The organism is Arthrobacter sp. Y3222053, assembly GCF_059092805.1.
In genome coordinates this window covers 384,086-410,403 of sequence record NZ_JBNHIA010000001.1, presented here as the reverse complement: position 1 = coordinate 410,403, position 26,318 = coordinate 384,086, and the positions used below count along the sequence as shown (strand labels likewise).

24 protein-coding genes and 1 pseudogene are annotated in these 26,318 nt (G+C 67.9%); 9 read left to right on the top strand and 16 right to left on the bottom strand.

Features of this window, described 5'->3' with window-relative positions; translation table 11 throughout:
- Positions 1-27: 27 nt before the first annotated feature.
- Complete coding sequence (locus AC5RUW_RS01985) at positions 28-1,629, bottom strand: S10 family peptidase (protein ID WP_494159150.1); 1,602 nt, start codon at positions 1,627-1,629, stop codon at positions 28-30.
- A gap of 259 nt (positions 1,630-1,888) precedes the next feature.
- On the opposite strand from AC5RUW_RS01985, the gene AC5RUW_RS01980 reads away from it, so the two are divergent.
- The 4 genes from AC5RUW_RS01980 to AC5RUW_RS01965 all read left to right on the top strand — a co-directional run bounded on the left by AC5RUW_RS01980 (position 1,889) and on the right by AC5RUW_RS01965 (position 6,921).
- Complete coding sequence (locus AC5RUW_RS01980; protein ID WP_494159149.1) at positions 1,889-2,770, top strand: manganese catalase; 882 nt, start codon at positions 1,889-1,891, stop codon at positions 2,768-2,770.
- 108 nt (positions 2,771-2,878) lie between these two features.
- A complete protein-coding gene (locus AC5RUW_RS01975; RefSeq protein ID WP_494159148.1) occupies positions 2,879-3,934 on the top strand; it encodes a glycosyltransferase family 2 protein in 1,056 nt (351 codons plus the stop codon).
- Entirely contained in the window at positions 3,903-5,144 is a 1,242-nt protein-coding gene (locus tag AC5RUW_RS01970; RefSeq protein WP_494159147.1) for a cytochrome P450, read from the top strand. Before AC5RUW_RS01975 ends, AC5RUW_RS01970 begins: the two co-directional genes overlap by 32 nt.
- A gap of 430 nt (positions 5,145-5,574) precedes the next feature.
- Positions 5,575-6,921 (top strand): MFS transporter, encoded by a 1,347-nt coding sequence (locus AC5RUW_RS01965; protein WP_494159146.1) that lies wholly within the window; start codon positions 5,575-5,577, stop codon positions 6,919-6,921.
- Positions 6,922-7,027: 106 nt separating this feature from the next.
- Here the strand turns inward: AC5RUW_RS01965 and AC5RUW_RS01960 are convergent, their stop codons facing one another.
- The 3 genes from AC5RUW_RS01960 to AC5RUW_RS01950 all read right to left on the bottom strand — a co-directional run bounded on the left by AC5RUW_RS01960 (position 7,028) and on the right by AC5RUW_RS01950 (position 9,717).
- Positions 7,028-7,483 (bottom strand): META domain-containing protein, encoded by a 456-nt coding sequence (locus AC5RUW_RS01960; protein WP_494159145.1) that lies wholly within the window; start codon positions 7,481-7,483, stop codon positions 7,028-7,030.
- 11 nt (positions 7,484-7,494) lie between these two features.
- Positions 7,495-8,493: a magnesium/cobalt transporter CorA gene (gene corA, locus AC5RUW_RS01955; RefSeq protein WP_494159144.1), complete on the bottom strand. Its 999-nt coding sequence runs from the start codon at positions 8,491-8,493 to the stop codon at positions 7,495-7,497.
- Positions 8,494-8,694: 201 nt separating this feature from the next.
- On the bottom strand, positions 8,695-9,717 hold the full coding sequence (locus tag AC5RUW_RS01950; RefSeq protein WP_494159143.1) for a zinc-dependent alcohol dehydrogenase family protein: 1,023 nt from the start codon (positions 9,715-9,717) through the stop codon (positions 8,695-8,697).
- A gap of 169 nt (positions 9,718-9,886) precedes the next feature.
- On the opposite strand from AC5RUW_RS01950, the gene AC5RUW_RS01945 reads away from it, so the two are divergent.
- From AC5RUW_RS01945 to AC5RUW_RS01935, 3 genes are all read left to right on the top strand, one after another.
- On the top strand, positions 9,887-10,888 hold the full coding sequence (locus tag AC5RUW_RS01945) for an acetamidase/formamidase family protein (protein ID WP_494159142.1): 1,002 nt from the start codon (positions 9,887-9,889) through the stop codon (positions 10,886-10,888).
- A gap of 66 nt (positions 10,889-10,954) precedes the next feature.
- Complete coding sequence (locus tag AC5RUW_RS01940) at positions 10,955-11,716, top strand: SDR family NAD(P)-dependent oxidoreductase (protein ID WP_494159141.1); 762 nt, start codon at positions 10,955-10,957, stop codon at positions 11,714-11,716.
- A gap of 186 nt (positions 11,717-11,902) precedes the next feature.
- Positions 11,903-12,841, top strand: coding sequence for a hypothetical protein (locus tag AC5RUW_RS01935; protein ID WP_494159140.1), 939 nt, complete (start codon positions 11,903-11,905; stop codon positions 12,839-12,841).
- 132 nt (positions 12,842-12,973) lie between these two features.
- Here the strand turns inward: AC5RUW_RS01935 and AC5RUW_RS01930 are convergent, their stop codons facing one another.
- From AC5RUW_RS01930 to AC5RUW_RS01880, 11 genes are all read right to left on the bottom strand, one after another.
- Positions 12,974-13,465 carry a MarR family winged helix-turn-helix transcriptional regulator gene (locus AC5RUW_RS01930; RefSeq protein ID WP_494159139.1) on the bottom strand — a complete coding sequence of 164 codons (492 nt, stop codon included), beginning with the start codon at positions 13,463-13,465 and terminating at the stop codon, positions 12,974-12,976.
- The gene (locus tag AC5RUW_RS01925) at positions 13,462-14,361 is read right to left on the bottom strand and encodes an alpha/beta hydrolase family protein (protein WP_494159138.1); all 900 of its coding nucleotides are present in this window, start codon (positions 14,359-14,361) and stop codon (positions 13,462-13,464) included. The genes AC5RUW_RS01930 and AC5RUW_RS01925 overlap by 4 nt, the downstream gene beginning before the upstream one ends.
- Before the next feature lie 76 nt (positions 14,362-14,437).
- Positions 14,438-15,391, bottom strand: a complete 954-nt coding sequence (locus tag AC5RUW_RS01920; protein ID WP_494159137.1) for a hypothetical protein — start codon at positions 15,389-15,391, stop codon at positions 14,438-14,440.
- Between the two features lie 531 nt (positions 15,392-15,922).
- Positions 15,923-16,990 (bottom strand): 3,4-dihydroxyphenylacetate 2,3-dioxygenase, encoded by a 1,068-nt coding sequence (gene hpaD, locus AC5RUW_RS01915; protein WP_494159136.1) that lies wholly within the window; start codon positions 16,988-16,990, stop codon positions 15,923-15,925.
- A gap of 33 nt (positions 16,991-17,023) precedes the next feature.
- Complete coding sequence (hpaE, locus tag AC5RUW_RS01910) at positions 17,024-18,541, bottom strand: 5-carboxymethyl-2-hydroxymuconate semialdehyde dehydrogenase (protein ID WP_494159135.1); 1,518 nt, start codon at positions 18,539-18,541, stop codon at positions 17,024-17,026.
- 81 nt (positions 18,542-18,622) lie between these two features.
- Positions 18,623-19,297 carry a GntR family transcriptional regulator gene (locus AC5RUW_RS01905; protein WP_494159134.1) on the bottom strand — a complete coding sequence of 225 codons (675 nt, stop codon included), beginning with the start codon at positions 19,295-19,297 and terminating at the stop codon, positions 18,623-18,625.
- On the bottom strand, positions 19,294-20,760 hold the full coding sequence (locus tag AC5RUW_RS01900) for a fumarylacetoacetate hydrolase family protein (protein ID WP_494159133.1): 1,467 nt from the start codon (positions 20,758-20,760) through the stop codon (positions 19,294-19,296). The genes AC5RUW_RS01905 and AC5RUW_RS01900 overlap by 4 nt, the downstream gene beginning before the upstream one ends.
- Before the next feature lie 173 nt (positions 20,761-20,933).
- Positions 20,934-21,350, bottom strand: a complete 417-nt coding sequence (locus AC5RUW_RS01895) for an HIT family protein (RefSeq protein WP_494159132.1) — start codon at positions 21,348-21,350, stop codon at positions 20,934-20,936.
- A gap of 26 nt (positions 21,351-21,376) precedes the next feature.
- On the bottom strand, positions 21,377-22,114 hold the full coding sequence (locus AC5RUW_RS01890) for a macro domain-containing protein (protein WP_494159131.1): 738 nt from the start codon (positions 22,112-22,114) through the stop codon (positions 21,377-21,379).
- Between the two features lie 113 nt (positions 22,115-22,227).
- A complete protein-coding gene (locus AC5RUW_RS01885) occupies positions 22,228-22,737 on the bottom strand; it encodes a TIR domain-containing protein (protein WP_494159130.1) in 510 nt (169 codons plus the stop codon).
- Between the two features lie 274 nt (positions 22,738-23,011).
- Complete coding sequence (locus AC5RUW_RS01880; protein ID WP_494159129.1) at positions 23,012-24,121, bottom strand: DUF6297 family protein; 1,110 nt, start codon at positions 24,119-24,121, stop codon at positions 23,012-23,014.
- Positions 24,122-24,249: 128 nt separating this feature from the next.
- Between AC5RUW_RS01880 and AC5RUW_RS01875 the strand changes: the two are divergent.
- A pseudogene (locus AC5RUW_RS01875) lies at positions 24,250-24,423 on the top strand (alkene reductase); the annotation flags it as partial.
- A gap of 188 nt (positions 24,424-24,611) precedes the next feature.
- On the opposite strand, the gene AC5RUW_RS01870 reads toward AC5RUW_RS01875, so the two are convergent.
- Positions 24,612-25,328: a TetR/AcrR family transcriptional regulator C-terminal domain-containing protein gene (locus AC5RUW_RS01870; RefSeq protein WP_494159128.1), complete on the bottom strand. Its 717-nt coding sequence runs from the start codon at positions 25,326-25,328 to the stop codon at positions 24,612-24,614.
- Positions 25,329-25,435: 107 nt separating this feature from the next.
- Between AC5RUW_RS01870 and AC5RUW_RS01865 the strand changes: the two genes are divergently transcribed.
- Positions 25,436-26,200, top strand: a complete 765-nt coding sequence (locus tag AC5RUW_RS01865; RefSeq protein WP_494159127.1) for a DUF4386 domain-containing protein — start codon at positions 25,436-25,438, stop codon at positions 26,198-26,200.
- Positions 26,201-26,318 lie beyond the last annotated feature (118 nt).

The following is a 26,318-nucleotide window of genomic DNA, read 5'->3' as shown; positions in this document are numbered from 1 at the left end:
CGCCCGTCCAGCCCCGCCCCGCAGCCCTTACCGCGGCGCCACGAACTCCGCCAGCGCGGCCAACTGCGCCCGCCGGGCCTCCGGCTGTACGTACATCATGTGCCCGGCCTCGTAATAGTGATGGGTGAACCTCGCCCGCGCCTCGTCAGTCAACCGCATGTGCGCCCAGACGTACTCGGCGGCGAAGTGCGGCGTCGCGCCGTCGTAATACCCGTAATCGACGTGTACCCGCAGGGACGGGTTGTGCGCCATCAACCGCTCCAACGTCTTGGTGACATCCACCGGCACGCCCTCGAACTGCCGGTAGCTCCACGGCTGCACCCGCCCGCTGAGCACCTCGTAGGGCAGGTCGTTCTCGTAGCCCAGCTCGGCGCGCAGGTAGTGGTTGATGGCCGCCGCGTAGGGCCCGTTGATGGCGGCGAGGCTGGGATCGTCCCAGTTGATCGAGGCCTGCGGATCCTCCGCCGGCGCCGTAAACCGCCCGTCGATCCGCCCCACGGCCAGGTGCTTCTCCCGCAGCAGCTCCGCGGAGAACTGCGCGTAATCCCAGCGCAGGTTGGTCCGCCGGATGAAACCCGGATCCAGGGTGGTGAGCTCCGCCAGCCGCGCCACCACGCCGTCGAACTCCTCCGCGGACAGCCGCGCGCCCTGCGTCAGCGCGTAGCCGTAGTCGCGGGCCGCGTACTCCTCGGCCTCGCGCACGACGTCGGCCAGCTCCCGGCCCGGATGCCGGCCGTGATAGTGGGCAATCGCCGCGTAGGTGGGCAGGTGCAGCGCGTACGGAGTGTCCCGGCCCGGCGCGAAATCCAGCGTGGCCAGGTTCAGCACCGTGGAGATCAGGCCGAGCCCGTTGACCGCCATCCCATACGCCTCGAACAGGCGGCCGGCGACGGCGACCGCGCGCAGCGTGCCGTAGGACTCGCCGACCAGGTACTTCGGGCTCAGCCACCGGTTGTTGCGCGTGGTCCAGAGCCGGATCACCTCGGCCACCAGGTCCCGGTCCTGCTCGAAGGCGTGGAACTCGTCGGCCTGGTTGCCGTCCACCACCCGGGAGAAACCGGTGTTCACCGGATCGATCATCACCAGGTCGGCGTGTTCCAGCAGGGTCTCCGGGTTGTCGACCAGGCCGTAAGGTGCCGGGGTCAGGGCGCCGATGTCGCCCGAGTCCACCATCCGCGGGCCCAGCAGGCCCAGGTGCAGCCAGACCGACGACGAGCCGGGCCCGCCGTTGAACGCAAACACCACCGGGCGCGGGTTGGGAGAGGACACTCCCTCGGCAGGGTCGCGGTCGGCGGTGTAGGCGGTCAGGAAGATCTCCGCCTTGGCCCGGAAGCCGTCCGCCAGGCCGTCCTTGGTCTCCTCGCGGCGGAACACGATCCGCCCGGCGGTGGTGGTGTAGGCCAGCCCCGAGGGCAGCACGTGACGGCGCACGGCCAGGTCGTCGCTGACCTGGGCCGGCCCGACGTCGGCCGCTCCGGTGCCGCGGCCCGGTGCTGCCTGCGGGCGTCCCCCCGGTGAGGAACCGGAATGGGCCGTGCCGGGGTTGTCGTCGGCTGGAGCGGAAGGACGGACGGCGTCGCCGGATCCGGAGGCAGCCCCGGCATCGGGGGCAGGCAGGTGCTCAGACATGGCGACAGCCTAGCCGCAGCGGACGGCCGGGGCGGAACGGTGCGCCGGCGGAGCGGCCCACCCGGCCCGCCGCCGCGCAGACGCTCCCTACGCGCCGTTCCGCGTCACGCAAGACAACCGGCAAAAAGAAGTCATAAGCTTGCTGATGACCCTTCCCACGGGTGGACCGCATGGCTAGGTTGAGGACACCCCGATCCGGCCAACTTCCCCTGTGGGGACGTGCACGGGGCCGGGTCACCCAAGGCCAGGAGGAAATTGCATGTTTTTCCACAAGCAGGAACTCCAGTTCAAAACCGTCCCCGATCAGCCCGACGCCGTCTTCGCCCGCAAACTGCAGGAGGTGCTCGGCGGGCAGTACGGCGAAATCACGGTGGCCATGCAGTACGGCTTCCAGGCATGGAACTCACACCTTCCCGGCAAGTACCGGGACCTGCTCTACGGCATCGCCGCGGAGGAGATGGGCCACGTCGAAATGCTGGCCGTCATGATCGCCCAGCTGCTCGAGAAGGACCCCCTGGGTGTTTCCCGCGGCTCCACCCAGGACGACCCGGCCGTCGCCGCCGTGATCGGCGGGCAGGACGTGCAGCAGGCAATTGTCGCCGGAGCGGGCGCGCGTGCCGTGGACTCCAACGGCAACCCCTGGCAGGGCAGCTACATCACCGCCAGCGGCAACCTGCTGGCGGACTTCACCTCCAACGCGAACGCCGAAATGCAGGGCCGCGTCCAGGTCGCCCGGCTCTACCACATGACCGATGACCACGGCGTGCGGGATCTGCTCTCGTTCCTGCTCGCCCGGGACACCATGCACCAGAACCAGTGGACCGCCGCCGCCATGGAGCTGCAGGCCGAAGGCATGGAGTCCCTGCCGGTGCCGAGCAACTTCCCGCTGAAGAACGAGGCCCGCGAGGTGTCCTACCAGTACCTGAACTTCTCCAACGGCCCGGCCGCCGCGGAAGGCCGCTGGGCCTCCGGCCCCACGCCCGACGGGCACGGCGAATTCAGCTACCACGACGGGCCCACCACCACGGCGCCCATGCCGGACGTCACCCGCCCGGACGCCCGCTACTACGGCACCACCGACCTGCCCAACACCATGGAAAAGGCCGCCGGCGTCGTGCAGGACAAGATGAAGAAGGAATAGCACCAGGCCGGACACGGGCGGCGCTGCGGCGCCGCCCGGCCCGACCGCCACCCCTCGACGCGGCCCCTCACCAGGGGCCAGATGCACCGGAAAGGAATACCAGCACCCGTGAAGCCGGCCCCCGACCTCGCCGACGCCGAGTACATCCTGCCCCTGAAATGGGCCGACGACGCCGGGTTGGCCGAGCTGGCCGACTACCTGGCCCGGCTCAGCCGCTGGCTGCCGGTGACCGTCATCGACGGGTCGGATCCGGACCGGTTCGCCGCGCACGCCATCGCCTTTCCGCCCGCCGTCCGGCACCTGGCGCCGGAACCGCTGGGCGTGCTCAACGGCAAGGTGGCCGGAGTGCTCACCGGCCTGCGGCAGGCCAACGCGCCCTGCGTGGTGATCGCCGACGACGACGTGCGGTACACCCGGGCGGCACTGGAACGGGTGGTGGCCGGGCTGGGCCGGGCCGACGTCGTGCGCCCGCAGAACCACTTCATCGGCGCCCAGTCCTGGCACGTCCGCTGGGACACCGCCCGCAGCCTGATCAACCGTGCCCTCGGCTCTGACTACCCTGGCACGGTGGCGGTGCGCCGGGCGGTGCTGGAGCGCACCGGCGGGTACGACGGCAACGTGCTCTTCGAGAACCTCGAACTGCTGCGCACCGTCCGGGCCGCCGGCGGCACCGAGCTGCGCGCCGATGACCTGTTCGTTCCCCGCCTGCCGTGCAGTTCCCGGCACTTCCGCGGCCAGCGCGTCCGGCAGGCCTACGACAGCTTCGCCCAGCCCGCCCGGCTGGCAGCTGAACTGACGCTGCTGCCGCTGATCCTCTCCGGGCTGCGCCGGCCCCGACGGCTCGCCGCCCTGGCCGCCGCGGCGGTCGTCGTCGCCGAGGCAGGCCGACGCCGCGCCGGCGGCACCGCCATGTATCCGCCGACAGCGGCGCTCTGGGCGCCGGCCTGGACCGCGGAACGCGCCGTGTGCATCTGGGCGGCCCTGTACTGGCGGCTGCGCGGGGGCGTCCCGTACGCCGGCCGGCGCCTGCGCCGCGCCGGACACTCCGTCCGCACACTGCGCCGCCGCCTGGCCGACGCTGCCGCGGCAGCAGCTCCGGCCCAGACCCCCGACCCCCAACCGAAGGAGACCGATGACCGTCCCCAAACTGCGCACGCCCGATAGCTCAGCCGCATTCCTGCGTGAGGGATACACCTTCATCTCCGCACGCTGCGACCGGCTGGGCACCGACATCTTCCGCACCCGGATCGCGGGGCGGCCGGTGGTGTGCATGCGCGGGGCGGAAGCCGCCCAGGTCTTCTACGACGGCGGCCGCTTCACCCGCAAGGGCGCATTGCCGCCCACCGTGGTACACCTGCTGCAGGACAAGGGCAGCGTGCAGACCCTCGACGGCGCCGCGCACCGGCACCGGAAGGCCATGTTCCTGGCCATGATGGGCCCGGAGGCGGTCACCCGGCTGCGGGAAATCTTCGTCCGGACCTGGAAGCGACGCGTCGACTCCTGGGGCGTGGACCCGGTGGTGCTGCACGGCGAAGCGCACTGGATCCTCACGGCTGCGGCCGCGGAGTGGGCCGGCGTGCCCCTCGCTGACAGCGAGGTGGACGCGCGGGCTCCCGAGTTCGCGCTGATGGTGAACCAGGCCGGGTCCTTCGGGCCGAAGAACTGGTGGGCGCAGCTGCGCCGCCGGCGCACGGAAAAGTGGGCCCGCGGAATCATCGCCGACCTGCGCGCCGGCCGCCGCCGCGCACCCGCCGACAGCCCGGCCGCCCTGGTCGCGGCGCAGACCGGCGACGACGGCGCGCCGCTGCCCGAGGACGTGGCCGCCGTGGAACTGCTCAACGTCATCCGCCCGATCGTGGCCGTGGCCCGGTTCATCGCCTTCGCCGCCACCGCCCTCGTGGAGCACCCGCAGTGGGCCGCCGCCTTCGCCTCCGGCGACGCGGAACGGCTGCAGGACCTGGCACCGTTCGCTCAGGAAGTGCGCCGCTACTACCCCTTCTTCCCGGCCGTGGCCGGGGTGGCCACCACCACGTTCAGCTGGGGAGGACACACCTTCAAGCCCGGCACCTGGGCCATGCTGGACCTGTACGGCACCAATCACGACGCGCGGATCTGGCCTGATCCGCAGGCCTTCCGTCCGGAGCGGTTCCGCAGCTGGGACGACAACCCCTACCGGCTGGTTCCCCAGGGCGGCGGCCAGGTCGAGTCCGGCCACCGCTGCCCCGGCGAAGCGCTCACCCTGGCCCTGGTCGAAGAGGCCACCCGCCTGCTCGCCGAGGGCGGCTACCGGGTCCCCGCACAGGACCTCACCGTGCCGCTGACCCAGCTGCCCTCGATCCCGCGCAGCGGCGTGATTCTCCAGGCGGCCGGCTGACGACGCCGGCTGACCCTGCCCCCGGTGCTATCCACAGCACCATCACCCGTCACTGCTGCTGCTCCACAGTGTGACGTGGCCAACTTGTGCGCTTGATCACACCCCGTCTATAGTTTTGCTCTGTTCGCAAAAAGAGACAGCAGTTCAACTATCGAACACTGCAACGGCGGCCCGGCCGGACGGGCCGCGGGGGCGTGCAGTGCTCGCGGGTAGTCGGTGAGGTGTTGCCGGTGGCTGATTTCCAATGGCGGCCGCAGTCCAGGGCCCGCCGCCCTGTGTCATTTTCGCGGACGCATGCGTCACATTCCCCGGAACAAGTGTCCTGGGTCACATGCGGCGGTATCGTGTAGCACGTTTTACCGACCGTTCTTTCAGTAATTCGTTCCCTCAATCCCAGCTGGCAGTTCAGGCCAAGAACATCGGAGTTCCCATGACCACAGCATCTGCGTCTGCGGCGTCCTCGCAGCGGATGAGCAAGGAAGAGCGCAAAGTCCTTGCCGGCACCCTGGTCGGTACCACCATCGAGTGGTACGACTTCTTCATCTACGCCCAGGCCGCCGGCCTGGTCCTGGCGTCCCTGTACTTCGCCCCGCTGGGCGAGGCCAGCGCCCTGGCGCAGATCGTTTCCTGGGCCTCCATCGGCATCAGCTTCCTGTTCCGCCCGCTGGGCGCCGTCGTCGCCGGCCACCTGGGGGACAAGCTGGGCCGCAAGAAGATGCTGGTCTTCACCCTGGTCATGATGGGCGCAGCAACCGCCCTGATCGGCGTGCTGCCCACCTACGCCCAGATCGGTGTCGCGGCCCCGATCCTGCTGCTGGTGCTGCGCATCCTGCAGGGCTTCTCCGCCGGCGGCGAATGGGGCGGCGCGGCCCTGCTGTCCGTGGAGCACGCACCGATCAACAAGCGCGGTTTCTTCGGCGCCTACCCGCAGATCGGCGTGCCGGTCGGCATGATCCTCGCGACGTTCGTCATGTTCATCATCTCCAGCTCCATGAGCAACGAGGCGTTCATGGAATGGGGCTGGCGCATCCCGTTCCTGCTCTCCGTGGTGCTGATCTTCGTCGGCTACTTCATCCGCCGCACCGTGGATGAGAGCCCGGTCTTCCAGGAGATCCAGCAGCGCAAGAAGGAATCCTCCGCCCCGCTGGGCCAGCTGTTCAAGCACAACTCCCGCGAGGTCATCCTCGCCGCGCTGATCTTCATCGCCAACAACGCCGCCGGATACCTGGTCATCGCGTTCTTCGCCTCCTACGCCGGCAAGACCCTGGGCATGGAGCGTCCGGCCGTGCTGCTGGCCACCGCGGTGGGATCCTTCGGCTGGCTGATCTTCACCATGTACGGCGGCATCCTCTCCGACAAGATCGGCCGGATCCGCACCTTCCAGATCGGCTACGCCTGGGTCTTCCTCTGGTCGATCCCGATGTTCCTGCTCATCGACACCGCGAACGTGTTCCTGTTCGGGCTCTCGATCTTCGTGCTGACCATCGGCCTGGGCCTGTCCTACGGCCCGCAGTCCGCGCTGTACGCCGAGATGTTCCCGGCCCGGGTCCGCTACTCCGGCGTCTCCATCGGCTACGCGATCGGCGCCATCCTCGGCGGCGCGTTCGCCCCGATGATCGCCGAAATGCTGCTGGAAGCCACCGGCTGGTCCGGGTCCATCGGCATCTACATCATGGTCCTCTGCGTCATCTCCTTCGTCGCCGTGAGCATGGTCAAGGAAACCAAGGGCGCGGACCTGCACGTCGAGGACGTCCACAAGGCACCGCTGGCCCGCTAGAACCACCCGGCACCCCCCACAAGGAAGAGCGGCCGACGGCGCCCCCGCCGTCGGCCGCTCTTTTCCTTACGGGCGGCGCTCCCCACCGGCCCCGAAGGGCTGCGGATCAGCGGGTCAGCTCGCCGATCCGCAGCCCTTCGGCGTTGAACACCGCCAGCACATCCTCGGCGGGCTCCACCGAGGCTGCGCCGGAGAGCCAGGTGTCCAGATCGGGGCAGCCCTTTAGTGTCATGGGCCCGGGATCGAGGATGACGCGGCCGCCGTCCTCCCGCCAGTTTCCGGCCATGCCGTTGCATCCGTCGGTGCCGGAGTAGGTGCCGTCCGGGCCGAACTCCAGGGACGGAGCGGAGGAATCATCGAGGTTTCCCCAGCCGCCCAGCACGGGGCCGCCGGGTTCGTTGGAGTCAGCGCCCGCGCCGGAACCATCAGACGGCAGGGTCGACGTCGCGCTGTCCGCGGATGCCGGAGCGGACGGGCCGGCGGACTGTCCCGCCGAATCACCGCAGGCGGCCAGGGGCAGCAGCAGCATCGCCGCGGCCAGGGCCAGGGTCCTTCTCACCATGTCCTCCTTGGTCAGAGCCAGTTGTTGCGCTTGAACGTGACATACAGGCCGATGCCCATCAGGACCATGAGCGCCAGCGCCAGCGGATACCCGGCCGGCCAGTCCAGTTCGGGCATGTGCTCGAAGTTCATGCCGTACACCGTGCCCACCAGTGTCGGAGCGAACAGTATGGCAGCCCAGGAGGAAATTCGCTTCACCTGCTCGTTTTGGGCAATGGAGGTTTCCGCCAGCCGGTTGGAGGCCAGGGTGGAGGACAGGTTCAGGGCGTTGTCGAGGATGGCCCGGTAGGCGTTCACCCGGTCGGTCAGGCGCAGGACGTGGTCCAGCACGTCGCGCAGGTTATCGCGCAGCACGTCCGGCAGGGCTGTTCCGGCCTCGGGGTCGCGCCGGATGGCCTCCAGCATGTCCTCCAGCGGGCTGATGGCGCGCTGGAACTGGATGACTTCGCGGGAGAGTTCGTAGATGCGGCGGGAGACCTCGGAGTCGCCGCCGAACAGTTCGTCCTCGATCTCATCGACGTCGTTTTCCAGGCCCGCGGCCACCGGCTCGTATTCGTCCACCACTTGGTCCAGGAGGGCGTACATGACGGCCAGCGGGCCCAGGGCCAGCAGCTGCTGTTCCTGTTCCAGCCGTTTGCGGACCCGCCGCAGGTCCGGGGACTCGGCGTGGCGGATGGTGACCACGTAGTTCGGGCCGATGAAGATGTGCAGCTCGCCGAACTCCACCTGCTCCTCCTCGTCGAGGTAGCGGGCCGGTCGCAGCACCAGGAAGAGCGTGTCGCCGTAGCGTTCCAGCTTGGAGCGCTGGTGGCCGGCCAGGGCGTCCTCCACGCTGAGCAGGTGCAGGCCGAACTCCTCGGCGACCGCCAGCAGCTCGACGGAGTCCGGCCGGTAAAGCCCGATCCAGGCCATGCCGCCGGTCTCCCGGACGGCCTGGAACGTCTCATCCAGCGATGCGGGGCTGCAGTGCCGCCGCCCGTCCACGTAGACCGCGTTGTCGATCAGGGCCACCGGTTCTCCTTCCGCCCGTGCGGCAGGGCGCCTCCGGGCGAAGGCGCCGCCGCGGCGGGCTGAGCCCATTATCCGCGGTTTCCAGCGCGTTTGCCCGCCGGGCGCTACCGCGTCCGCCCGCGCGTGAGGCTGCGGCAACCGCGCCCGCCGGGGGACCGGCGTCGGGCAGACCGGCAGCCGGGCCCGACGTCGGCGGCGCGGCTACGGGGTCAGCAGCACCTTGATGGCCCGCCGTTCGTCCATGGCGCGGTAGCCTTCGGCGGCGTCCTCCAACGGCAGGGTGAGGTCGAAGACCTGGCCGGGGTCGATGGTGCGGTTCCAGATCAGGTCGATGAGCTCCGGCAGGAACCGGCGCACCGGGGCGGGCCCGCCCAGCATGTTGATCTCAGCGAAGAACAGTTCCAGGCCCGGCAGGGCGACGTCGTGCGAGACGCCGACGAAGCCCATATGCCCGCCGGGGCGGGTGGAACGCATCGCCTGCATCATCGCCTCCTGGGTGCCCACGGCCTCCACCACCGAGTGCGCGCCGAGCCCGTGGGTCATGTCCTTGATAACGGCCACGCCGGCGTCGCCGCGTTCCTCGACGATGTCGGTGGCGCCGAAGCGGCGGGCCAGCTCCTGCCGCTGCGGATGCCTGCTCATGGCGATGATCCGGTCCGCGCCCAGCTGGCGGGCGGCGAGCACGGCGAGCAGCCCGACGGCGCCGTCGCCCACCACCGCGACGGTTTTGCCGGGCCCGGCCTGGGCTGCGACGGCGCCGAACCAGCCGGTGCCGAGCACATCGGAGGCGGCCATCAGCGAGGGGATCAGGTCGGCGTCGGGCTGGCCGGGCGTGGGAACCAGGGTGCCGTCGGCGAGCGGGATGCGGGCGTACTGGGACTGGGTGCCGATGCCGCCCATGGGCACGGCCTGCACGCAGCGGCTCTGGTAGCCGGCGCGGCAGATTTCGCAGGTGTTGTCCGAGGCCCAGAAGGAGCCGACCACGAAGTCGCCGGGCTTGATCGTGCGGACGTCCTCGCCGACCTCCTCGACGGTGCCGACGTACTCGTGGCCCATCGGCGCCGCCGACTGCACGTCCTCGATGCCGCGGTAGGGCCAGAGGTCGGAGCCGCAGATGCAGGTGGCGGCCAGCCGGATGACCGCGTCGGTCGGTTCGAGGATCCGCGGGTCCTGGCGGTCCTCCACCCGGATATCGCCGGGGGCATGAATGACAACTCCGCGCATGGGGTTTCCTTTCGCCGGGCGGCTGCGGATCCTTCCAGCAGACCACCCGCAGCGGCCCGGCGGTAGCCCCGGCACGGTCCGCGGGCCTCCCGCGTGGGCAGCGGCCCGGGTGAGCGCGGACCGGGCCCTGCCCGTTGCCGGGCACCGGGAGGGTCTATAGCATCCGGCCATGGAGATCATCGACTACCACCCCACCCGTGACCAGCTCGTTTACACCTTCGGGGGAATGGCCCCGGTGATGACGGTGAAACCCGGCACCACACTGAAGCTCTGGAGCGAGGACGCGTTCAACAACGCGCTGACCTCGGTGGAGGACCTGTCCAGCGAGAAGGTGGACCTGAGCTTCGTGAACCCGCAGACCGGCCCGTTCTACGTGGAGGGGGCCGAGCCGGGGGACACCCTGGCACTGCACATCGCGGACCTGACCCCGGCGCGCAGCTACGGCGTCTCGGCTGCCATCCCTTTTTTCGGCGGCCTGACCAGCACCGACCGCACGGCGTTCCTGCAGGACCCGCTGCCGGACACCACGTGGATCTATCACGTGGACTCCTCCCGGAACACGGTCGGGTTCTCCGCCCGCTTCGGGGAGTTCGACGTCGCCCTGCCGCTGGAGCCGATGCTCGGCACCGTGGGCGTCGCCCCGCCCGGCGGGGAGGTGCGCTCCGCGCTGGTCCCGGAACGGTTCGGCGGCAACATGGATGCGCCGGAAGTGAAGGCCGGGACCACCGTGTACCTGGGCGTGAACCAGCCCGGCGCCCTGTTCTCGATCGGCGACGGGCACTACCGGCAGGGCGAGGGCGAGGCCTGCGGCACTGCCGTCGAAGGCGCCATGAATTCGGCCATCATCGTGGAGCTGATCAAGGGCGGCGCGCCGGCCTGGCCCCGGTTGGAAACCGACGCGCACTGGATGGCCGTCGGCTCCTCCCGGCCGATGGAGGATTCCTGGCGGATCGGGCAGGTGGAGATGGTGCGCTGGTTCCAGGAGCTGTTCGGGCTGCACCAGATGGACGCCTATCAGCTGCTGAGCCAGACGGCGCAGGCGCCGATCGCCAACGTGGTGGACGCCAACTATTCGGTGGTGGTCAAGGCGCGCAAGGACCTGTTCCCCGCAGCGACCGCGTATGACGGCTTGCACGCGGAGCTGCGGCAGCGGGCCGCTGAGCTGCGCTGAGCATCCCGCCGCGCCGTCGGGCCCCACCCGCACAACACACCGCACCGCAAAGATGGAGGAAGTGCCATGGATCTGCAGCTCTCCGGCAAGACGGCCCTGGTCACCGGCGGCACCCGCGGGATCGGCCGGGCAATTGTGGAGGCCTTCGCCGCCGAGGGCGCCAACGTGGCGTTCTGCGCCCGCAGCCCGGAGGAGATTGCCGCGACGGAGGCGGCCCTTGCCGACACGGGTGTGCGGGTGGCCGGCACGGTGGTGGATATGGCCGACGCCGACGCGGTGGCCCGCTGGGTGGCCGACGTCGGCGAGGGTTTCGGCGGGCTGGACGCGGTGGTCAGCAACGTCAGCGCGCTGGAGATCGCCGACACCCCGGCCGCCTGGGAGGCCTGCCTGCGGGTGGACCTGCTGGGCACGGTGGCGCTGATGAAGGCGGCCCTGCCGTTCGTGGAACGCAGCGAGGCGCCGTCGCTGGTAGCGATTTCCAGCGTTTCCGGCCGGGAGGTGGACTTCGCGTCCGGCCCGTACGGCACGGTGAAGTCCGCGCTGATCGCGTACATGGCGGGGCTGGCGTTCCAGCTGGCGGAGCGGGGGATCCGGGCGAACACGGTCTCGCCGGGCAACACGTATCACGACGGCGGGGTGTGGCAGAGCATCGAATCCGGCGCCCCGCAGCTGTTCCGGGAGTCGATGGACCTGAACCCCACCGGCCGGATGGGTACGCCGCAGGAGGTGGCCGATGTCGTCGTTTTCGTCTCCAGCCCGCGTGCGGCCCGGATGACCGGGGCCAACGTGCTGGTGGACGGCGGGCTGTCCCGCGGCATCCAGTTCTAGGGTGCTTCCTGGTCCTGCGGAGGGCAGACACGCGGTGGTTCCGGCGCGTCCAAGAGTTCCCCTTACATTTTGTGCGGGGCAGCAGGATCGGGATGGGAACACCTCGGGCCGTGTCCTGCCCGGGTTTGCGCGGGGGAGTGGGGCAGGATCGGCAGCAACCAACTGTCTCAACGAGAGCGAGCCCTCGTGGGTATCTTTGGCAAGAAGCGTCCTCCGGTGGAAGCGCCGGATCCGTATCTGACGTTCCTCCCAGCCTCCGCCGCCAACGACTTCCGGGCCCTGACCCGGCAGGTTCTCGCCGAGATGGGGTATGAGGTCGAGGTTTATCCGGACCATGCGGTGGACAGCACGGGACGCAAGTTCGGGTTCTGGAACATTGCGGCCGTCTGCAGCAAGGAACCGCGGTCCGAGTGGCGGCCGCTGATCACCGCCCATCTGGAACGCCTGCTGACCAGTTTCGCGGCGCCGGATCCCTTTGGAGACCTCTCGCCGGCGGATGTCGCGAGGCAGACCTACGCCCGCCTGTATGAGGAGTCGGGCCTTCCCCCGCTGGACGGCTTCCCGCACCGGGAGTTCGCGCCGGGCATCGTCGAGATGCTTGCACTGGATCTTCCCGAAACCGTGGCGGTTTTCAGCCATGACCACGCCAGGAAATTCGGCGGATGGGAGGCGCTCAGGAATCAGGGAATTGCGAACCTCCGCGGCCTGGAGGTGGAGCAGCTGGAAACGTTCGAGGGGCCGGGAGGCAGTTCCTTCACGGGCCTGTCCGGCAGTTCCTTTTATACCGCCAGCCGGGCCATGCTCCTTCCCGGCCTGGCCACGCAACTCACCGGCACTCCTGTCCGTGAGGACCTCGGCTGGCTACTGTCCGTACCCAACCGGCATCAGCTTGCCTGGCACGTCATCGAAAGCAGTGCCGTCATCGGTGCAATGCGGGGCATGGTCCGCTTCGCGGCCGACGGATACTTCAATGCCCCCGGTCCGGTGAGCCCGCACGTCTACTGGTGGAACGGAACCGGCTACGAACAGGTTACGCATCTGGCGGATGGCAGCATGTCGGTTCGTCCCAGCCCGGCGTTTCAGGCGGTCCTGGCATCGCTGCTCCCGGCCGGACAGGAATCCTAAACCCAGTCCGGACAACGTGGGGTCGGCTCGGCGGTTCGGCGGCCGACCAGCGGCGGACCCGGCAGTTCAGGTGCAGCACGAAACCAGCACGCCCGTGCGTCGTCGGCGGGACCGGGGGCGGTCTCCAGACGATCAGTCGAGCACCCGGCCGACGTGGGTGAGCCAGCGCGCGATGACGGCAAGCTCCTCCGCGGTGAAGCCGGCGGTGATGTGCCCGTTCAGCTCCTGCAGGGAGGAACGCACGGCGTCGAGGGCCTCGCGGCCGGCGTCGGTCAGGTCCAGCCGGATGGTCCGGCGATCGGCGGGGTCCGGAGTGCGGGTGAGCAGCCCGGCCTTCTCCATCCGCGCCAGCAGGCCGCTCAGCCCGGCAGGGGAGGCGTCGACGGCGGCGGCGACCTGCCCGGTGCCCGCGCCGGGGTTCGCCGCGAGGTAGAGCAGGACGCCGCAGGCCGCCGCGGACAGGCCCCGGCCTTCGCCGCGGGCGGCAATCCAGCGGCGCAGGCGGCTTCCGGCCGACAGGGTCAGGAAGACCAGCCGCGGCGGCCGCCTGGCTCCGCCGCCATCCGGCCGCGGCGCCGGCCCGCCGTCGCCGTCCGGCTGACGTACCGGCCCGCCGTCGCTCACGGCTGCGCTGCCTGCGCCCGGGCGTTGAGCCAGTCCAGGACTTCGGGCCACAGGCTCTCGCGCAGCCCGCGCCGGAAGAAGCCCATGTGTCCGATGGCTGGCACGCCGCCCTGCTCGGGGGTGTAGGTGCGCTGCTCCACGCGGGCGTTGGGCAGCCGGCCGTAGATCGCGTCGATCTGTCCGGGCGTGGCCCAGAGGTCGTCGCTGAACCCGACGGCCAGTACATCGGTGGTGACGGCGGCGGCGCGGGCGGCGGCGTCCATGCCCGGGTCGTCGAAGAAGTAGCCTGGGCGGCGGGACCAGCGGCTCCACTCCAGCATCGCGGCCGCCGGCATGTCTTCGCCCAGGCCCAGCCGGCGTCCGGGCACGGCTCCGAGCAGCCGGGCGGTGGCCGGGCCAATCACCCGCAGGATCAGCCCGACGCGCAGCTGTTCCCGCCGTTCCGGGATGGCCCGGGTGACGCCGGCATGGGACGCGACGGCCACGAAGCCGCGCAGTTCCGCCGAGCCGTGGTTCAGGGCCAGGGCATGCCCGCCGATGCTGTGCCCGACGGCGAGCTGCGGCAGGTCCGCGAACCGCTGGGCGAGCCAGTCGGCGGCGGCCGGGACGTCCTGTTCCATCCAGTCCCGCATCCGCAGCTGCCGGTGCGAGCGGGTGCTGCCGGAGGCGCCGGTGCCGCGGTAATCGTAGGTCAGGACAGTGAACCCGTGTTCGGCGAGGTACTCGGCGAACCCGGTGTAGAGCCGTTCGGCGACGGCGGTCGCCGGGTGGATGGCCACGGCGGCCAGCGGCTTACCGCCCTCGGGCAGGCGGAGGGTACCGACGACGGCGCCGCCGGCGGGTACCGGGATGCTGATCCGCTCGCTGAGGGCCGGCGTCGTGCTGTTATTTCGCATGCGAAGCAATATACGGGCGATCCTGGGACGTGGGAAGGGGAGAGCGGGGATGCTCCGAGACGATCAGTAGCGGCGGCTAACTTTGTTCAGCGGAGTCTGTTTCCGTTTCGTCCGGGAGACTGAAGTCCGCGACATAGCCGTCGCCGTCCCACACCGCGTTTATGGTCACTGAGCGGCACCCGGAGTCGGGAACGGTGATGGCAGAAACGGTGCTTGACTCGCCTTTGCCGGTTACAAGGGCCTGAACACTCTCAGAGCAGCCCAGCACCTCCTCATAGAGAGCTGCAGCAGCGGCTTCTGCAGGAACATTTACTTGAATGCTGTCATGTGTTGTTACAGCTACCGGAGAGGTGGGCAGGCCCAGTGGGTGCATTGCGGCTGCATAGGTCAGAATGCCCAATCCGGCAAAAGCTCCTGCAATCACAAGTTGGTTGGCTGTCCGTCGATAATTCCACTGCAGGCGTTGGTAGCTCGCGGCTTCCATAGCCGCTCCCAGTTGCGCTTCGTACCATGCCCGCTTGATACCCGCCGCCTTCAATGCTCTGTTGGCAACGAGGTCTGCTGGTGCTTCAACGGCGGCTTGCAGAGCGAACCGCTCCTCGCTTATGGCGTGAGAAACGTTCTTGCTGAATTCATCGAGATTCTTGTGCCCGGCAAGATAAGCGTTTGATTCTGTCCCGATGATTCTTGCTGCATATTTATCACCCGTGCCCCTCCCCTGCTTTCCTGTGTTCCCGCTGTCAAGTAAATCTGACATCGACACGGCGGAGGCAGATGCAAGCTTTACCACCAGGCCGAGCATTAGCGCTACGCTCACGATTGCTACTAGTGCGCCGGCCAAAGCGAACCAAAAACTTGCAGATCGCGGGTTTAAGGTGCTTAAGCCCGTGAGGCTCAAACCCGTGATAACGGTAAGTGCTACAGCCCCGAGTGAGGCCACGAAGACACGTGCGTTCTCACGCAGCCGATCGGAAGCGTGGCGCCAGTAGGCGGCGGGTGATGCCGGTTCGGGAGCCTTGTCCTCAGCCACCGGTGCTCCTTGTACTCCCGCCCGGGCGAGCCCTTTCAGCTTCCGCACGGCGCAAAGAACGTGACCCGCCAAGCCCCTGCGGAGTGGGCGGGGGATCGTCAACCAGCCCGCCCGCCTGGGCTCGGAGGATCAAGGTGGTTATATCCCCTGGGTCAAGAGTTGCGGAGAATCCGCCTTCAACCTCTACCTGGACGACATCCGGTCTCTCAAAGGTGACGGTGAGCTGCAGCTCACCGTTCACATCGATGACTTGTTTGCTCCGGGCCATAGTGAACCCGATCCTTTCGTGCCCCCGGGCCTTCTGGATCCATGCCAAGTAGAACTGTTGTGACATGGTTCGAGCAGATCCACAATGCCCGGGATTATGCGTCAGGGTGTGTGGTGCCGATGGTGCACGAGTACTGGATTAAACAGCGGCTTTCGTCTGTGGGTGGTGATATCGCAGACATCACGATGAGAAACGCGCCCCACGCACAACGGGAGGAACGCACCAGCCGTCCCTCCCGCCGTCGTACGCGGTACTGCCCGAAACTAGAGCTGCGAGCCGACCTTGAAGTCCGTCTCGTCACCGCGGGTGTAGGAGAACCCGTCGGCACCGATGGTGACCTCCATTTCGGAGGAGTCGGTGCGCTGGGTCAGCGGCTGCGGGTTGCCGTCCAGGTCCAGGACCAGGGAGGCCTCGGTGTACCAGGACGGGACCACCGGGTTGCCCCACCAATCGCGGCGCTGGTTGTCGTGCACGTCCCAGGTGACCGTGGGGTTGTCCGGATCGCCGGTGTAGTAGTCCTGGGTGTAGATCTCCACGCGGTGGTTGTCCGGATCCAGGATGTACAGGTAGAAGGCGTTGGAGACGCCGTGCCGGCCGGGGCCGCGCTCGATCCGGTCCGAGATGCGCAGCGCGCCCATCTTGTCGCAGATCTGGATGATGTTGTGCTTCTCGTGGGTCGCGAACGCCACGTGGTGCATGCGCGGGCCGTCGCCGCCGGTGAGGGCGGTGTCGTGCACGGTGTGCTTGCGGTGCATCCAGGCGGCGTAGGTGGTGCCCTCGGAGTCCTTGATGTCCTCGGAGACGCGGAAGCCCAGGTTCTCCAGGTAGGCGCGGCCGCGCGGAACGTCCGGGGTGACCTGGTTGAAGTGGTCCAGGCGCACCAGCTCGCCGGCGGAGTAGAGGTCGTAGCGCTGGGTCAGGCGCTCGACGTGCTCCACGTCGTAGAAGAACTCGTAGGGGAAGCCCAGCGGATCCTCCACACGGACCGAATCGCCGATGCCGCGGGCGAAGCCGTCCTTGCGGCGCTCGGTGCGGCAGCCCATCTCCTGGTAGTAGCGCTCGGCGACGTCCACGTCCTCCGGAGTGCGCACCCGGTAGGAGAAGGCGGCGACGGCGGCGATCGGGCCCTTGCGCAGCACCAGGTTGTGGTGGATGAACTCCTCGAAGGAGCGCAGGTAGATGGCCTCGTCATCTTCGTAGGTGACGTGCAGGCCGAGCAGGTCAACGTAGAACTTGCGGGAGCGCTCCAGGTCGGTGACGACCAGGTCCATGTAGGCGCAGCGGACGATGTCCGGCGGCTGGATGGAGGGAACGGGAACGGGGGTGCTCATGATGGTTCTCCTTTGAAGCGTGAAGCGAGCGGGTCAGTAGTCGATCTTGGCGGCGTCGTCGCTGCCGAACTTGGGGGTGTGCACCTCGCCGAGGCTGATGTGCACGGCCTGCTGGTCGGTGTAGAAGTCGATGGACCGGTAGCCGCCCTCGTGGCCCAGGCCGGAGGCCTTCACGCCGCCGAACGGAGTGCGCAGGTCGCGGACGTTGTGGCTGTTCAGCCACACCATGCCGGCCTCCACGGACTGCGCGAAGGTGTGCGCGCGCTTGAGGTTCTGGGTCCAGATGTAGGCGGCCAGGCCGTACTTGGTGTTGTTGGCCAGCTCCAGCGCCTCCTCGTCCGAATCGAACGGGGTGATCGCGACGACCGGCCCGAAGATCTCCTCCTGGAAGATCCGGGCGTCCGGGGCGACGTCGGCGAACACGGTGGGGGCGATGTAGTTGCCCTCCTCCAGGCCCTCGGGGCGGCCGCCGCCGGCCAGCAGCCGGCCCTCGGACTTGCCGATCTCCACATAGGAGGCGACCTTCTCGAAGTGCTCGGGGTGCACCAGGGCACCCACCTGCGTCTTCGGATCGTGCGGGTCGCCGACGACGATGGTCTTCGCGCGGGCGGCGTACCGCTCGCAGAACTCGTCATAGACCGGCCGCTCGACCAGGATGCGGGAGCCGGCGGTGCAGCGCTCGCCGTTGAGGGAGAAGACACCGAACAGGGCGGAGTCAATCGCCGCGTCCAGGTCCGCGTCGGCAAAGACGACGCAGGGGCTCTTGCCGCCGAGCTCCATGGACAGGCCCTTGAGGTGCTCCGCCGCGTTGCGGAAGATCAGCTTGCCGGTGCTGGATTCGCCGGTGAAGGAGATCAGCGGCACCTCCGGGTGCTTGACCAACGCGTCGCCGGCTTCCTCGCCCAGGCCGTTGACCAGGTTGAACACGCCGGCCGGCACGCCGGCCTCGGTGAAGATGTCCGCCCACAGGGAGGCCGACAGCGGGGTGAACTCGGCCGGCTTGAGCACCACGGTGTTGCCGGTGGCCAGCGCCGGGGCGAGCTTCCAGGACTCGAGCATGAACGGGGTGTTCCACGGGGTGATCAGGCCGGCGACGCCGATCGGCTTGCGGTTCACGTAGTTGATCTGCGCGCCGGGGACCTTCATGGCGTCGTCGAACTGGGCGACGATCAGGTCCGCGAAGAAGCGGAAGTTCTCGGCGGCGCGGCGGGCCTGGCCCTTGGCCTGGGTGATCGGCAGGCCGGTGTCGAAGGTTTCCATCTCGGCCAGGCGCTCTTCCTGGGCCTCGACGGCGTCGGCGATCCGGTTCAGGATGCGGGCGCGCTCGCGCGGCTTCATGGCGGGCCACGGGCCGTTGACGAACGCCTCGCGGGCGGCGGCGACGGCGGCGTCGATGTCTTCCTTCTGGCCGGCGGCGCAGGTGGCGTAGGTCTTGTTGGTGACCGGATCCAGCACGTCGAAGGTGGCGCCGTTCGCGGAGTCCACGAACTTGCCGTTGATGAAGTGCTGGATGTGGTTGGGCAGGTTGTCCGGCACGTAGTGCTCAGCCATGGGAGTCTCTCCTTTGATGCTTCCGGTGGGGGTCTGCTGGGTTCTGCGGGGTGGTCTGGGGTGGTCTGTGCGGGTGCGGACCTAGTGGGCGGCCTGCGGATCAAGCTTGTTGTGCTTCAGGTAGGCCTCGAGGGTCCCGGCGCGGTGCGCGCGGGCGGCGCGCTCGACGTCGTCCGGTGCGGCGCCGTCATTGATCAGCCGGAGCAGGTTCTCGTGCTCGGCGACCGACTCATGCGCCCGGCCCGGCACGTAGCTGAAGGTGGACGAGCGCAGCGCGCCCAGCCGGTTCCAGCCGCGGTGGACCAGGTCGAGGATGTGCGGGTTCGGGCAGTTGGTGAACAACGCCGAGTGGAACGCCTTGTTCAGCTCGGTGAAGCGCACCGGATCGAAGTCCTGCAGGCAGGCCCGCATCTCCTCGTTCACCGCCCGCGCCGCGGCCAGGTCCGCCGCGGTGACGAACGGGGCCGAGAGCGCGGTGGCGTAGCCTTCGACCAGCGCGAGCGTCTGCATCGTGTACAGGTACTCGGTGGGGTCGATGCCGGTGACGGTGGCGCCCACGTTGCGTTCGAACCGGACCAGGCCTTCGGCCTCGAGACGGCGGATCGCCTCGCGGACCGGGACCACGGAGCAGCCCAGGTCATCGGCGATCCGGCTCAGCACCAGCCGGTAGCCGGGCCCGTATTCCCCGGAGGAGATCCGGGCCTGCACCGTCCGGTAGGCCTGCTCGGACTTGCTGGCCGTCGTCGGAGGAGTCACTGCCCGTCCAGCCAGGCCTGGTACTTCTCCTGCCACTGCTGGTTCATCGGGTACAGCCCGTCCACGGAGTGTCCGGCCTTGACCTGCTCGGCGATGAACTCCTCCTGGCGCTCCTGCTCGATGCAGTCCTCGACCAGCTCCGCGGCGATGGCCGGCGGGATGACGAGGATGCCGTCGTCGTCGGCCACGATGATGTCGCCGGGCTGGACGGTGGCGCCGCCGCAGGCGACGGTGATGTCGGTGTCCCAGGGCACGTGCCGGCGGCCGAGGACGGCCGGGTGCGGGTTGGCGCAGTAGACGGGCAGGTCGATGCCGGCCACGGTGGAGTAGTCGCGGACGCCGCCGTCGGTGATGATCGCCGCGGCGCCGTTGTGCTTGGCGCGCAGGGCGAGGATGTCGCCCAGGGTGCCGGTGCCCTTTTCGCCGCGGGCCTCCATGATCAGCACTTCGCCTTCGCGGACGGAGTCGATGGCGCGCTTCTGCGCGTTGTAGCCGCCGCCGTGGGACTTGAAGAGGTCCTCGCGGTTGGGCACGTAGCGCAGGGTGCGGGCGGTGCCGACCACCTTGCGGCCGGTCTTGGTGCCGGTGAGCCCGTCGATGGAGACGTTGTTCAGGCCGCGGCGGCGCATCTGCGAGGACAGGGTGGCGGTGGCCACGGATTCCAGCTTGGCCTTCAACTCGGGAGTGAGGGCCGACGCCGGTTCCTCCTTCGCGGGCAGGCCGGCGGCCTCGAGCGAGCCCCAGGCCTCTTCGCGCTGCTTGTCGTCGATCTTGGGCTGCGCGCCGAAGGGAGCCAGCGGCGTCGTGCCTTCGGTGACGGTGGTGGAGAGCCGGCCGGTGGACAGGCCGACGGCGGGGGCGTCCACCTCGACTTCGAGGACGTCGCCGGGCACGGCTACGGAGGCGCCGGCGGGGGTGCCGGTGAGGATCAGGTCTCCGGGCTGCAGGGTGAGCAGCTGGGAGAGGTCCGCGACGAGGCGGGCGAAGGGGAAGAGCAGGTCTGCGGTGGTGTCGTCCTGGACCAGCTCGCCGTTGATCCAGGTGCGGATGCGCAGAGCCGCGGGGTCGACGGCGGTGGCATCGATGAGGCCGGGGCCGACGGGGGTGAAGCCGTCGCCGCCCTTGGAGCGCAGGTTGGAGCCCTTGTCCGCCCAGCGCAGGTCGTAGACGCCGAGGTCGTTGCTGGCGGTGACGGCGGCGACGAGGCTCCAGGCGTCGTCGATGGAGACGCGGCGGGCGGTCTTGCCGATGACCAGGGCGATTTCGCCTTCGTAGCCGAGCAGTTCGCAGCCGGCCGGGCGCTCCACGGTGCCGCCGGTCAGGGCGAGCGAGGAGCCGGGCTTGAGGAAGTAGCTGGGCTGCTCCGGGGTGCGGCCGCGCTGGGCCGCGCGGGAGGGGTAGTTGATGTGGACGGCGATGACCTTGCCGGCCGAGTCGAGCATCTGCTGGGTGACCTGCTCCATGGCGCTGACGGTCCCTCCTGAATCAAGTACGAAATCGTATATGATCCAGTGTGCCGTGTGGGCGGGGTCACGTCAAGGGCGGACGACCGATGTGCTTTCATGCGGTCAGCGGCAGAGCCGGAACTCGGAAATCTCAGCGCAGAACCACCGCGGTGGATTCTGGATGACGAGAGTCAGGCAGGCCAGCAGGCTTTTATGCGCTCCGCGATAGCCTCCGTCTCCTCTAACGTCGCCTCCGCCACCTTGCCCCATTCTGTTCCCCCGGAATCTAGCGTTCCAGCTACGTGGAAATGGACATGTCTAATCGATTGACTGGCAGGCTCTCCATTGTTCTGCCATATGGAAATTCCCGAGCGATGGTAGGCGGTGTCGATTGCCTTAGCGGCGTTCCTAACATCGAGCATCAAAGCGGAAGACTCGTCATCGGTTAGCTCGAGAATGGTCTCACGATGAGAGGTTGGGATTACTAACAGGTGGGGGACCCCTCGTTGTTCTCGGGTTACCATTACCGCGGTGACATCATCCTTTTTGATAAATGTGAAGTCCCTTAGTCCCGTCAGATAGGCGCAGAAGGCGCATGAGTCCTGCATGGGCGGAAGCTGGATTCCTGAGCGGGTCAAGATGGCCTCAAAGACGATAGAAATGCTTGCAGTTCAAGACGATCCAGTCGGTCGTAATCCGGCGCATGAACGACTATGCGCAACTCGTCGCAGACTTTTTTAGTCCGCGATGCGAACATAAAGGAGAGGACTGTGAACCGTATAGAGTCCTGTGCTGGCATAATTTGTGACAAGCGAGACTGTCCTCCGCCGATGACAGGTATGGCGACGGGATTGCCATTGGCTGTCCGTGAAACCTCCTCCCATAGTGACGCAAGGCTGCGCCAGATTCCGTCGGCGCTGCTCTGGGCCTCGTTGTGGTGGTTCATCTCGGTGTAGGCCAAGAAGTAGGCTCGATGCGAATTTCGGCGAAGGGTTGCGACAGTTCCGACTCCGTACTTGCCGGTTTTTCCAGGTTTATCGATAGTCTCCACCACACTTTTGTTCTTTAAGGCGGAATCGAGCTCCAGGTCTAATTGCCGAACATCGCCTCCATAGAGCCGATCAAGCGCCTGTCCTTGGATGCTCTTTTTCTCAATAATGTGAGGCGTAGACGTATCAAATGTGTCGCAAGTTCCAATGACGATGTGGCAATCCTGGGCGAATAGATCGCCTTTTACGATCTCTATGGTCGTATTTGGCGAGTTGTAAAGCTGTCTTATGGGCCGAGGCCAAGCGCGAAAGAGTCCATAGCCAATCGATGGAATGACTATCCATAGGGCAAGCGGAAGCCCGCTGGCGGGTATGGTTCCCATGATAAGACCCCACACCTCAAGTAAGACAGCGATGACCCCAATTGCGGAGAACATCTGAAGGAGAAACCAGCGCCAGAACCGCCAAGTGCGGAGATCCTGAAATAGGGCACACACTAGAGCCCGAGATTCGCGTAGATGTGCGGCTCATAGTAATGGGGACCCGAGCCGGCCTTCGTCCGGTAGCGGAGGGCGTAATTATCGAGCCCATAGCGGATAATTTTCGGCTGAAAAGAGACTGACAAGGTGTAATAGTCACTGTCCAATAGAGGGCTGGGGATGAAATCGCGATCAACGTTCCGGTCACCATCAAGGTTTGCGACGATTACCGGAAGGTTGAACTCCATCATGACCTTCACTTCATGTGCCAAAAACGAAATCCCGTCGCTACCCTTTTTCTTGCCTACCTTGCTGCCCAGAAGGACAACTTGCTTAGCATTCTTCATCCGCTCTCTGAGGTTTCGCTTTATTGTTTCTGGTTTGCTTGTATCTCTAGAAATATAAAGACTGTGAGCGTCAAAGAAGTCAAAGTCGATGTTTGCATTCTGTCTCCACGCCTGCATCATGCGATATTGACTTATATCTTCGCTCGCAAATGCAACGTAGGTCTTGTTCCGGTAGCTCATTAATTCCCTGACTGTCTGTGATAGTGCTTGCTGGCGTCCAGTCTAGGTTCACTCGGCGGAGAGCAGGGGATTATCCGCACGTGTCGCTCATCTGGCCGCTTGTCCCAGTGCATCCCACGCCGAAAGACTCGAGTTTGAACTCGATTCGGATTGGATGTTTCCGCGTGGGCAACTCACGTTGTCGAGCAGCGAGTTGAAACTAAGGCGGATGACTTGTAGCCCGAAGTCGAGTACATCACGACAAGAACACACACCGCCGAAAACCCAGCCTGCGCTAGCAGAAGCACCCCGGGCGCGTAGCCCAGGAACAGGCTAGCAGCAGCGGAACCAGAGCCAGCAGCGTCGTGTCGAATCCGCGGATCATCGACCCGGCCCGCGCGCTGGGCATCGGACCGAACGGGGTGTCCTTGGGCGCAACAGTCCAGTCGGGCTGGACCCGGTAGGCGCCACGCACCGCCGCCGCGCCAAAACCCACACCAGCCAGCGCACCCAGAGCCATCACTGCCGGATCGCCCGCGCCGAGCAGAACCAGCACCGCACACAAATCCGCCGTCCACACAGCCAGAGCCGCAGCAGGCAGTGCCAGGCGGCTCAGCCGGACCAGGGCCGGAGACAACGGCAGCAGCATGTCCAGGCCGGGCATGATCGCCGTCCGCCGCGCCACCGCACCCAGCGCCGGAACCGCAGCAACCACAGCCGCCGCAATCACTCCCAGCTGCACCAGTGGAGGCTTTGCGCCGCTGGCCAGCAGCAGGACCACGCACAACAGGAGCACCAGCACCGGACGCACCCACAGACCGCGGGCCCGCAGGAACGCCGCGGTATCCGCACGCAGCAGCGCAACAAACGGTGTCCGCCCGCCCCGTGCATACCAGCGCGCCGCCCGGGCGGAGGCAACGCCGTCGTGCTCTGCCGCCAACGACCGGCCCAGCTCGTTCGCGTCCATCAGGAACACCGCCGCCCCGGCATGCCCGGACACCGCACCGCCGCGGACCAGCTCCCGCCCCGGAATCCGGTCCAGCCGCGTGAACACGAGCCGGCCCAGTGCAACCATGACGCATAGGTCGCCGACCGCCAGCGGCCAGAACCCCGCGGCAACCCCCACTGTTGTCAGGCTCAGAAGCGCCAGCAGCAGCAGGCCGGGAACCAGACCCCGGCGTCGCTCAGCCGTCGAGTGCGGAACCGGCCGGGCCTGCTGCAACGCCGCCAGCAGCACCGCACACACAGCAGCCACCCCAAACGTTCCGGCGGTCAGGAACTGACCCGGCACGCCGGCCTCCAGATCCGTGATGAAGCCGATCGGCAGATACGCTACCGACGCGCCCGCCCACACCAGCAGCAGGCGCCGGAACAGAAGCCCGGACACCATCAGCCGTCGCTCCACCGGCAGCGGCGTCGATCCCGTCCGCGCGGGTGTAGGGCAACAGCCCGACCCAGTCGATCCACGCCGCCCCGGTCCCCAGAAAGCTCCAGTCGCAGAACACCGCATCTCCCGACGCGATCATGCTGCTGGAAGAGGACCTGGCCGACGCCGTCGTCGTCGGCCGCCCGGTCATCGCCAACCCGGACCTGGCCCGCCGCTGGCAGGAAGACCTGCCGCTGAACGAGGTCGACCAGGCCACCGTCTACACCGACGGCGCCGCCGGCTACACCGACTACCCGGTGCTCGAACCGGCTGCCTCCTAAGGTGATAACGGAAGGGCTGCCGCAGCATGCGGGAGGCCTCGCTGCCTACTCACGGCCCTCAATCCGAAACTGCGTGCAATGCTGCGTCAGCCAATCACTAGCTGCACGCGGCAGGACGAACGCCGGCCGTGACCGAGTCCACCGGGAAATCGTTTTAGCCCACTCAGGTACCCCGGTGCCTGCCTCCGTCACCCTTTGCGCCAGGACGCGCGCAGCGCGTCAACTCCGTCCAGCAGCACATCCAGGCCGGTTTCGAACTCGACGTCGTAGTCGTAGCCTTCCCGGGCGAGCTCGCCCACCACTTCCAGCAGATAGGGGTAGCGGGCGGCGACGTCGTCGGGCATCCCGTCCCGGGTGGCCGCCGCAGCCTGCCCGGACTCCTCCGGCGTCTCGAAGGACAGCGTCTTCTGCTGCAGCGCAAACCCATAGATGTACGCATCCAGCAGCGATGTCACATGGACCGCGGTGCGGAAGGAGAAGCCGCTCTCGCGCAGGCAGCCCAGCAGGGCATTGTGCTGCTTCAGGTTCTCCGGCCCCGGACGGCCGTGCGCTTCCATCAGCCCGACCGCCCAGCGGTGCCGGACCAGCGCGTTCCGCAGCGACACCGCGCGCTCCCGCAGTGCGGGCTTCCACCCCCGGGCCGCGTCCGGTTCGGTGACCTCCGCCCAGACCAGATCCACCATGCCGTCCAGCAGCTCCTGCTTGTTCGCCACGTGCTTGTACAGCGCCATCGGCACCACGCCCAGCTCCTGCGCCAGCGTGCGCATGGTGAACCCGTCAATGCCCACCGCGTCCGCCAGCACGACGCCGGCGCGCAACACCGCGGCCTGGTTCAGGCGCGGGCGGCGGCCGACGGCGTCCTGCCGCCCGCCGTCGTCAGCCTGCGGAACGGAACGGTTGGGCACGGGGTTCTCCTGCCGGGTTCGGAACAGCTGTTGACAAAGTGTACGGCATACACCTAGGTTCGATCGCACTCGGTGTACGCCGTACACCCACGGCCGGCAGGAACGTCATGCAGCCCTCCCAGACCACCGCCCTCCCCGCAGGAATCCTGTTCCTGATCACCTTCGTCTCCGCCATCGCCGGCGCAGCGCTCTACGCGCCGCTGCTCACCGACCCCGGCTACGTCACCGGCCCCGGGACGGACGCCCGGATCCTCTGGGGCGCCGTGTGCGAGCTGGTGCTGCTCATCAGCAACATCGGCACCGCCGTCGTCCTCTTCCCCGTCCTGCGCCGCTGGAGCGAGGCGGCCGCGCTGGGCTACGTGGCGGCCCGGATCATGGAGTGCGCGCTGATCGCCGTCGGAATCCTCAGCCTGCTGGCCGTGGTCACCCTGCGCCAGGACACCGGCGACGACGGCGGCGCCTATCTGCCGGTGGCCCAGGCCCTGGTGGTCGTGCACGGCTGGACCTTCCTGCTCGGGCCCGGGTTCGTCGTCGGCCTGGGCAACGGCCTGCTGCTGGGGTTCCTGTTGTACCGCTCGCACCTGGTGCCGCGGCCGATGGCGCTGTTCGGCCTGATCGGCGGGCCGCTGATGTCGGTGTCCGGGCTGGCCGTGCTGTTCGGCGCCTACGGGCAGACGTCGGTGCCCTCGGCCCTGTTCACGCTGCCGGAGATTCTCTGGGAGGCGTCGCTGGGGATCTACCTGACGGTGCGCGGGTTCCGGAGCGGCGCTGGCGGGCCACGGGAGCAGGCACGGGTGCAGGCTCAGGCGCAGGCAGAGCAGCTGCCCTCCGGCGACGTCGGGCAGTCGCCAGCGGCCACCCGCCCGATGTGACGTGCCCGCTCCGCGGAATGTTCCGGACCGCCTTCACGGTTGCCCGCTGGAGGACCGAAGCACGCAACAGAAGGAAGTCGCCCACGTGAAACTGTTTACCCCCCTGCCCGTGGGCACC

Bases quoted from the DNA above. Each gene is read 5' to 3' on its own strand.
- AC5RUW_RS01985 (WP_494159150.1), bottom strand. From the start codon at position 1,629: ATGTCTGAGCACCTGCCTGCCCCCGATGCCGGGGCTGCCTCCGGATCC.
- AC5RUW_RS01980 (WP_494159149.1), top strand. From the start codon at position 1,889: ATGTTTTTCCACAAGCAGGAACTCCAGTTCAAAACCGTCCCCGATCAG.
- AC5RUW_RS01970 (WP_494159147.1), top strand. From the start codon at position 3,903: ATGACCGTCCCCAAACTGCGCACGCCCGATAGCTCAGCCGCATTCCTG.
- AC5RUW_RS01965 (WP_494159146.1), top strand. From the start codon at position 5,575: ATGACCACAGCATCTGCGTCTGCGGCGTCCTCGCAGCGGATGAGCAAG.
- AC5RUW_RS01960 (WP_494159145.1), bottom strand. From the start codon at position 7,483: ATGGTGAGAAGGACCCTGGCCCTGGCCGCGGCGATGCTGCTGCTGCCC.
- AC5RUW_RS01950 (WP_494159143.1), bottom strand. From the start codon at position 9,717: ATGCGCGGAGTTGTCATTCATGCCCCCGGCGATATCCGGGTGGAGGAC.
- AC5RUW_RS01945 (WP_494159142.1), top strand. From the start codon at position 9,887: ATGGAGATCATCGACTACCACCCCACCCGTGACCAGCTCGTTTACACC.
- AC5RUW_RS01940 (WP_494159141.1), top strand. From the start codon at position 10,955: ATGGATCTGCAGCTCTCCGGCAAGACGGCCCTGGTCACCGGCGGCACC.
- AC5RUW_RS01925 (WP_494159138.1), bottom strand. From the start codon at position 14,361: ATGCGAAATAACAGCACGACGCCGGCCCTCAGCGAGCGGATCAGCATC.
- hpaD (WP_494159136.1), bottom strand. From the start codon at position 16,990: ATGAGCACCCCCGTTCCCGTTCCCTCCATCCAGCCGCCGGACATCGTC.
- hpaE (WP_494159135.1), bottom strand. From the start codon at position 18,541: ATGGCTGAGCACTACGTGCCGGACAACCTGCCCAACCACATCCAGCAC.
- AC5RUW_RS01900 (WP_494159133.1), bottom strand. From the start codon at position 20,760: ATGGAGCAGGTCACCCAGCAGATGCTCGACTCGGCCGGCAAGGTCATC.
- AC5RUW_RS01895 (WP_494159132.1), bottom strand. From the start codon at position 21,350: ATGCAGGACTCATGCGCCTTCTGCGCCTATCTGACGGGACTAAGGGAC.
- AC5RUW_RS01890 (WP_494159131.1), bottom strand. From the start codon at position 22,114: ATGGGAACCATACCCGCCAGCGGGCTTCCGCTTGCCCTATGGATAGTC.
- AC5RUW_RS01885 (WP_494159130.1), bottom strand. From the start codon at position 22,737: ATGAGCTACCGGAACAAGACCTACGTTGCATTTGCGAGCGAAGATATA.
- AC5RUW_RS01865 (WP_494159127.1), top strand. From the start codon at position 25,436: ATGCAGCCCTCCCAGACCACCGCCCTCCCCGCAGGAATCCTGTTCCTG.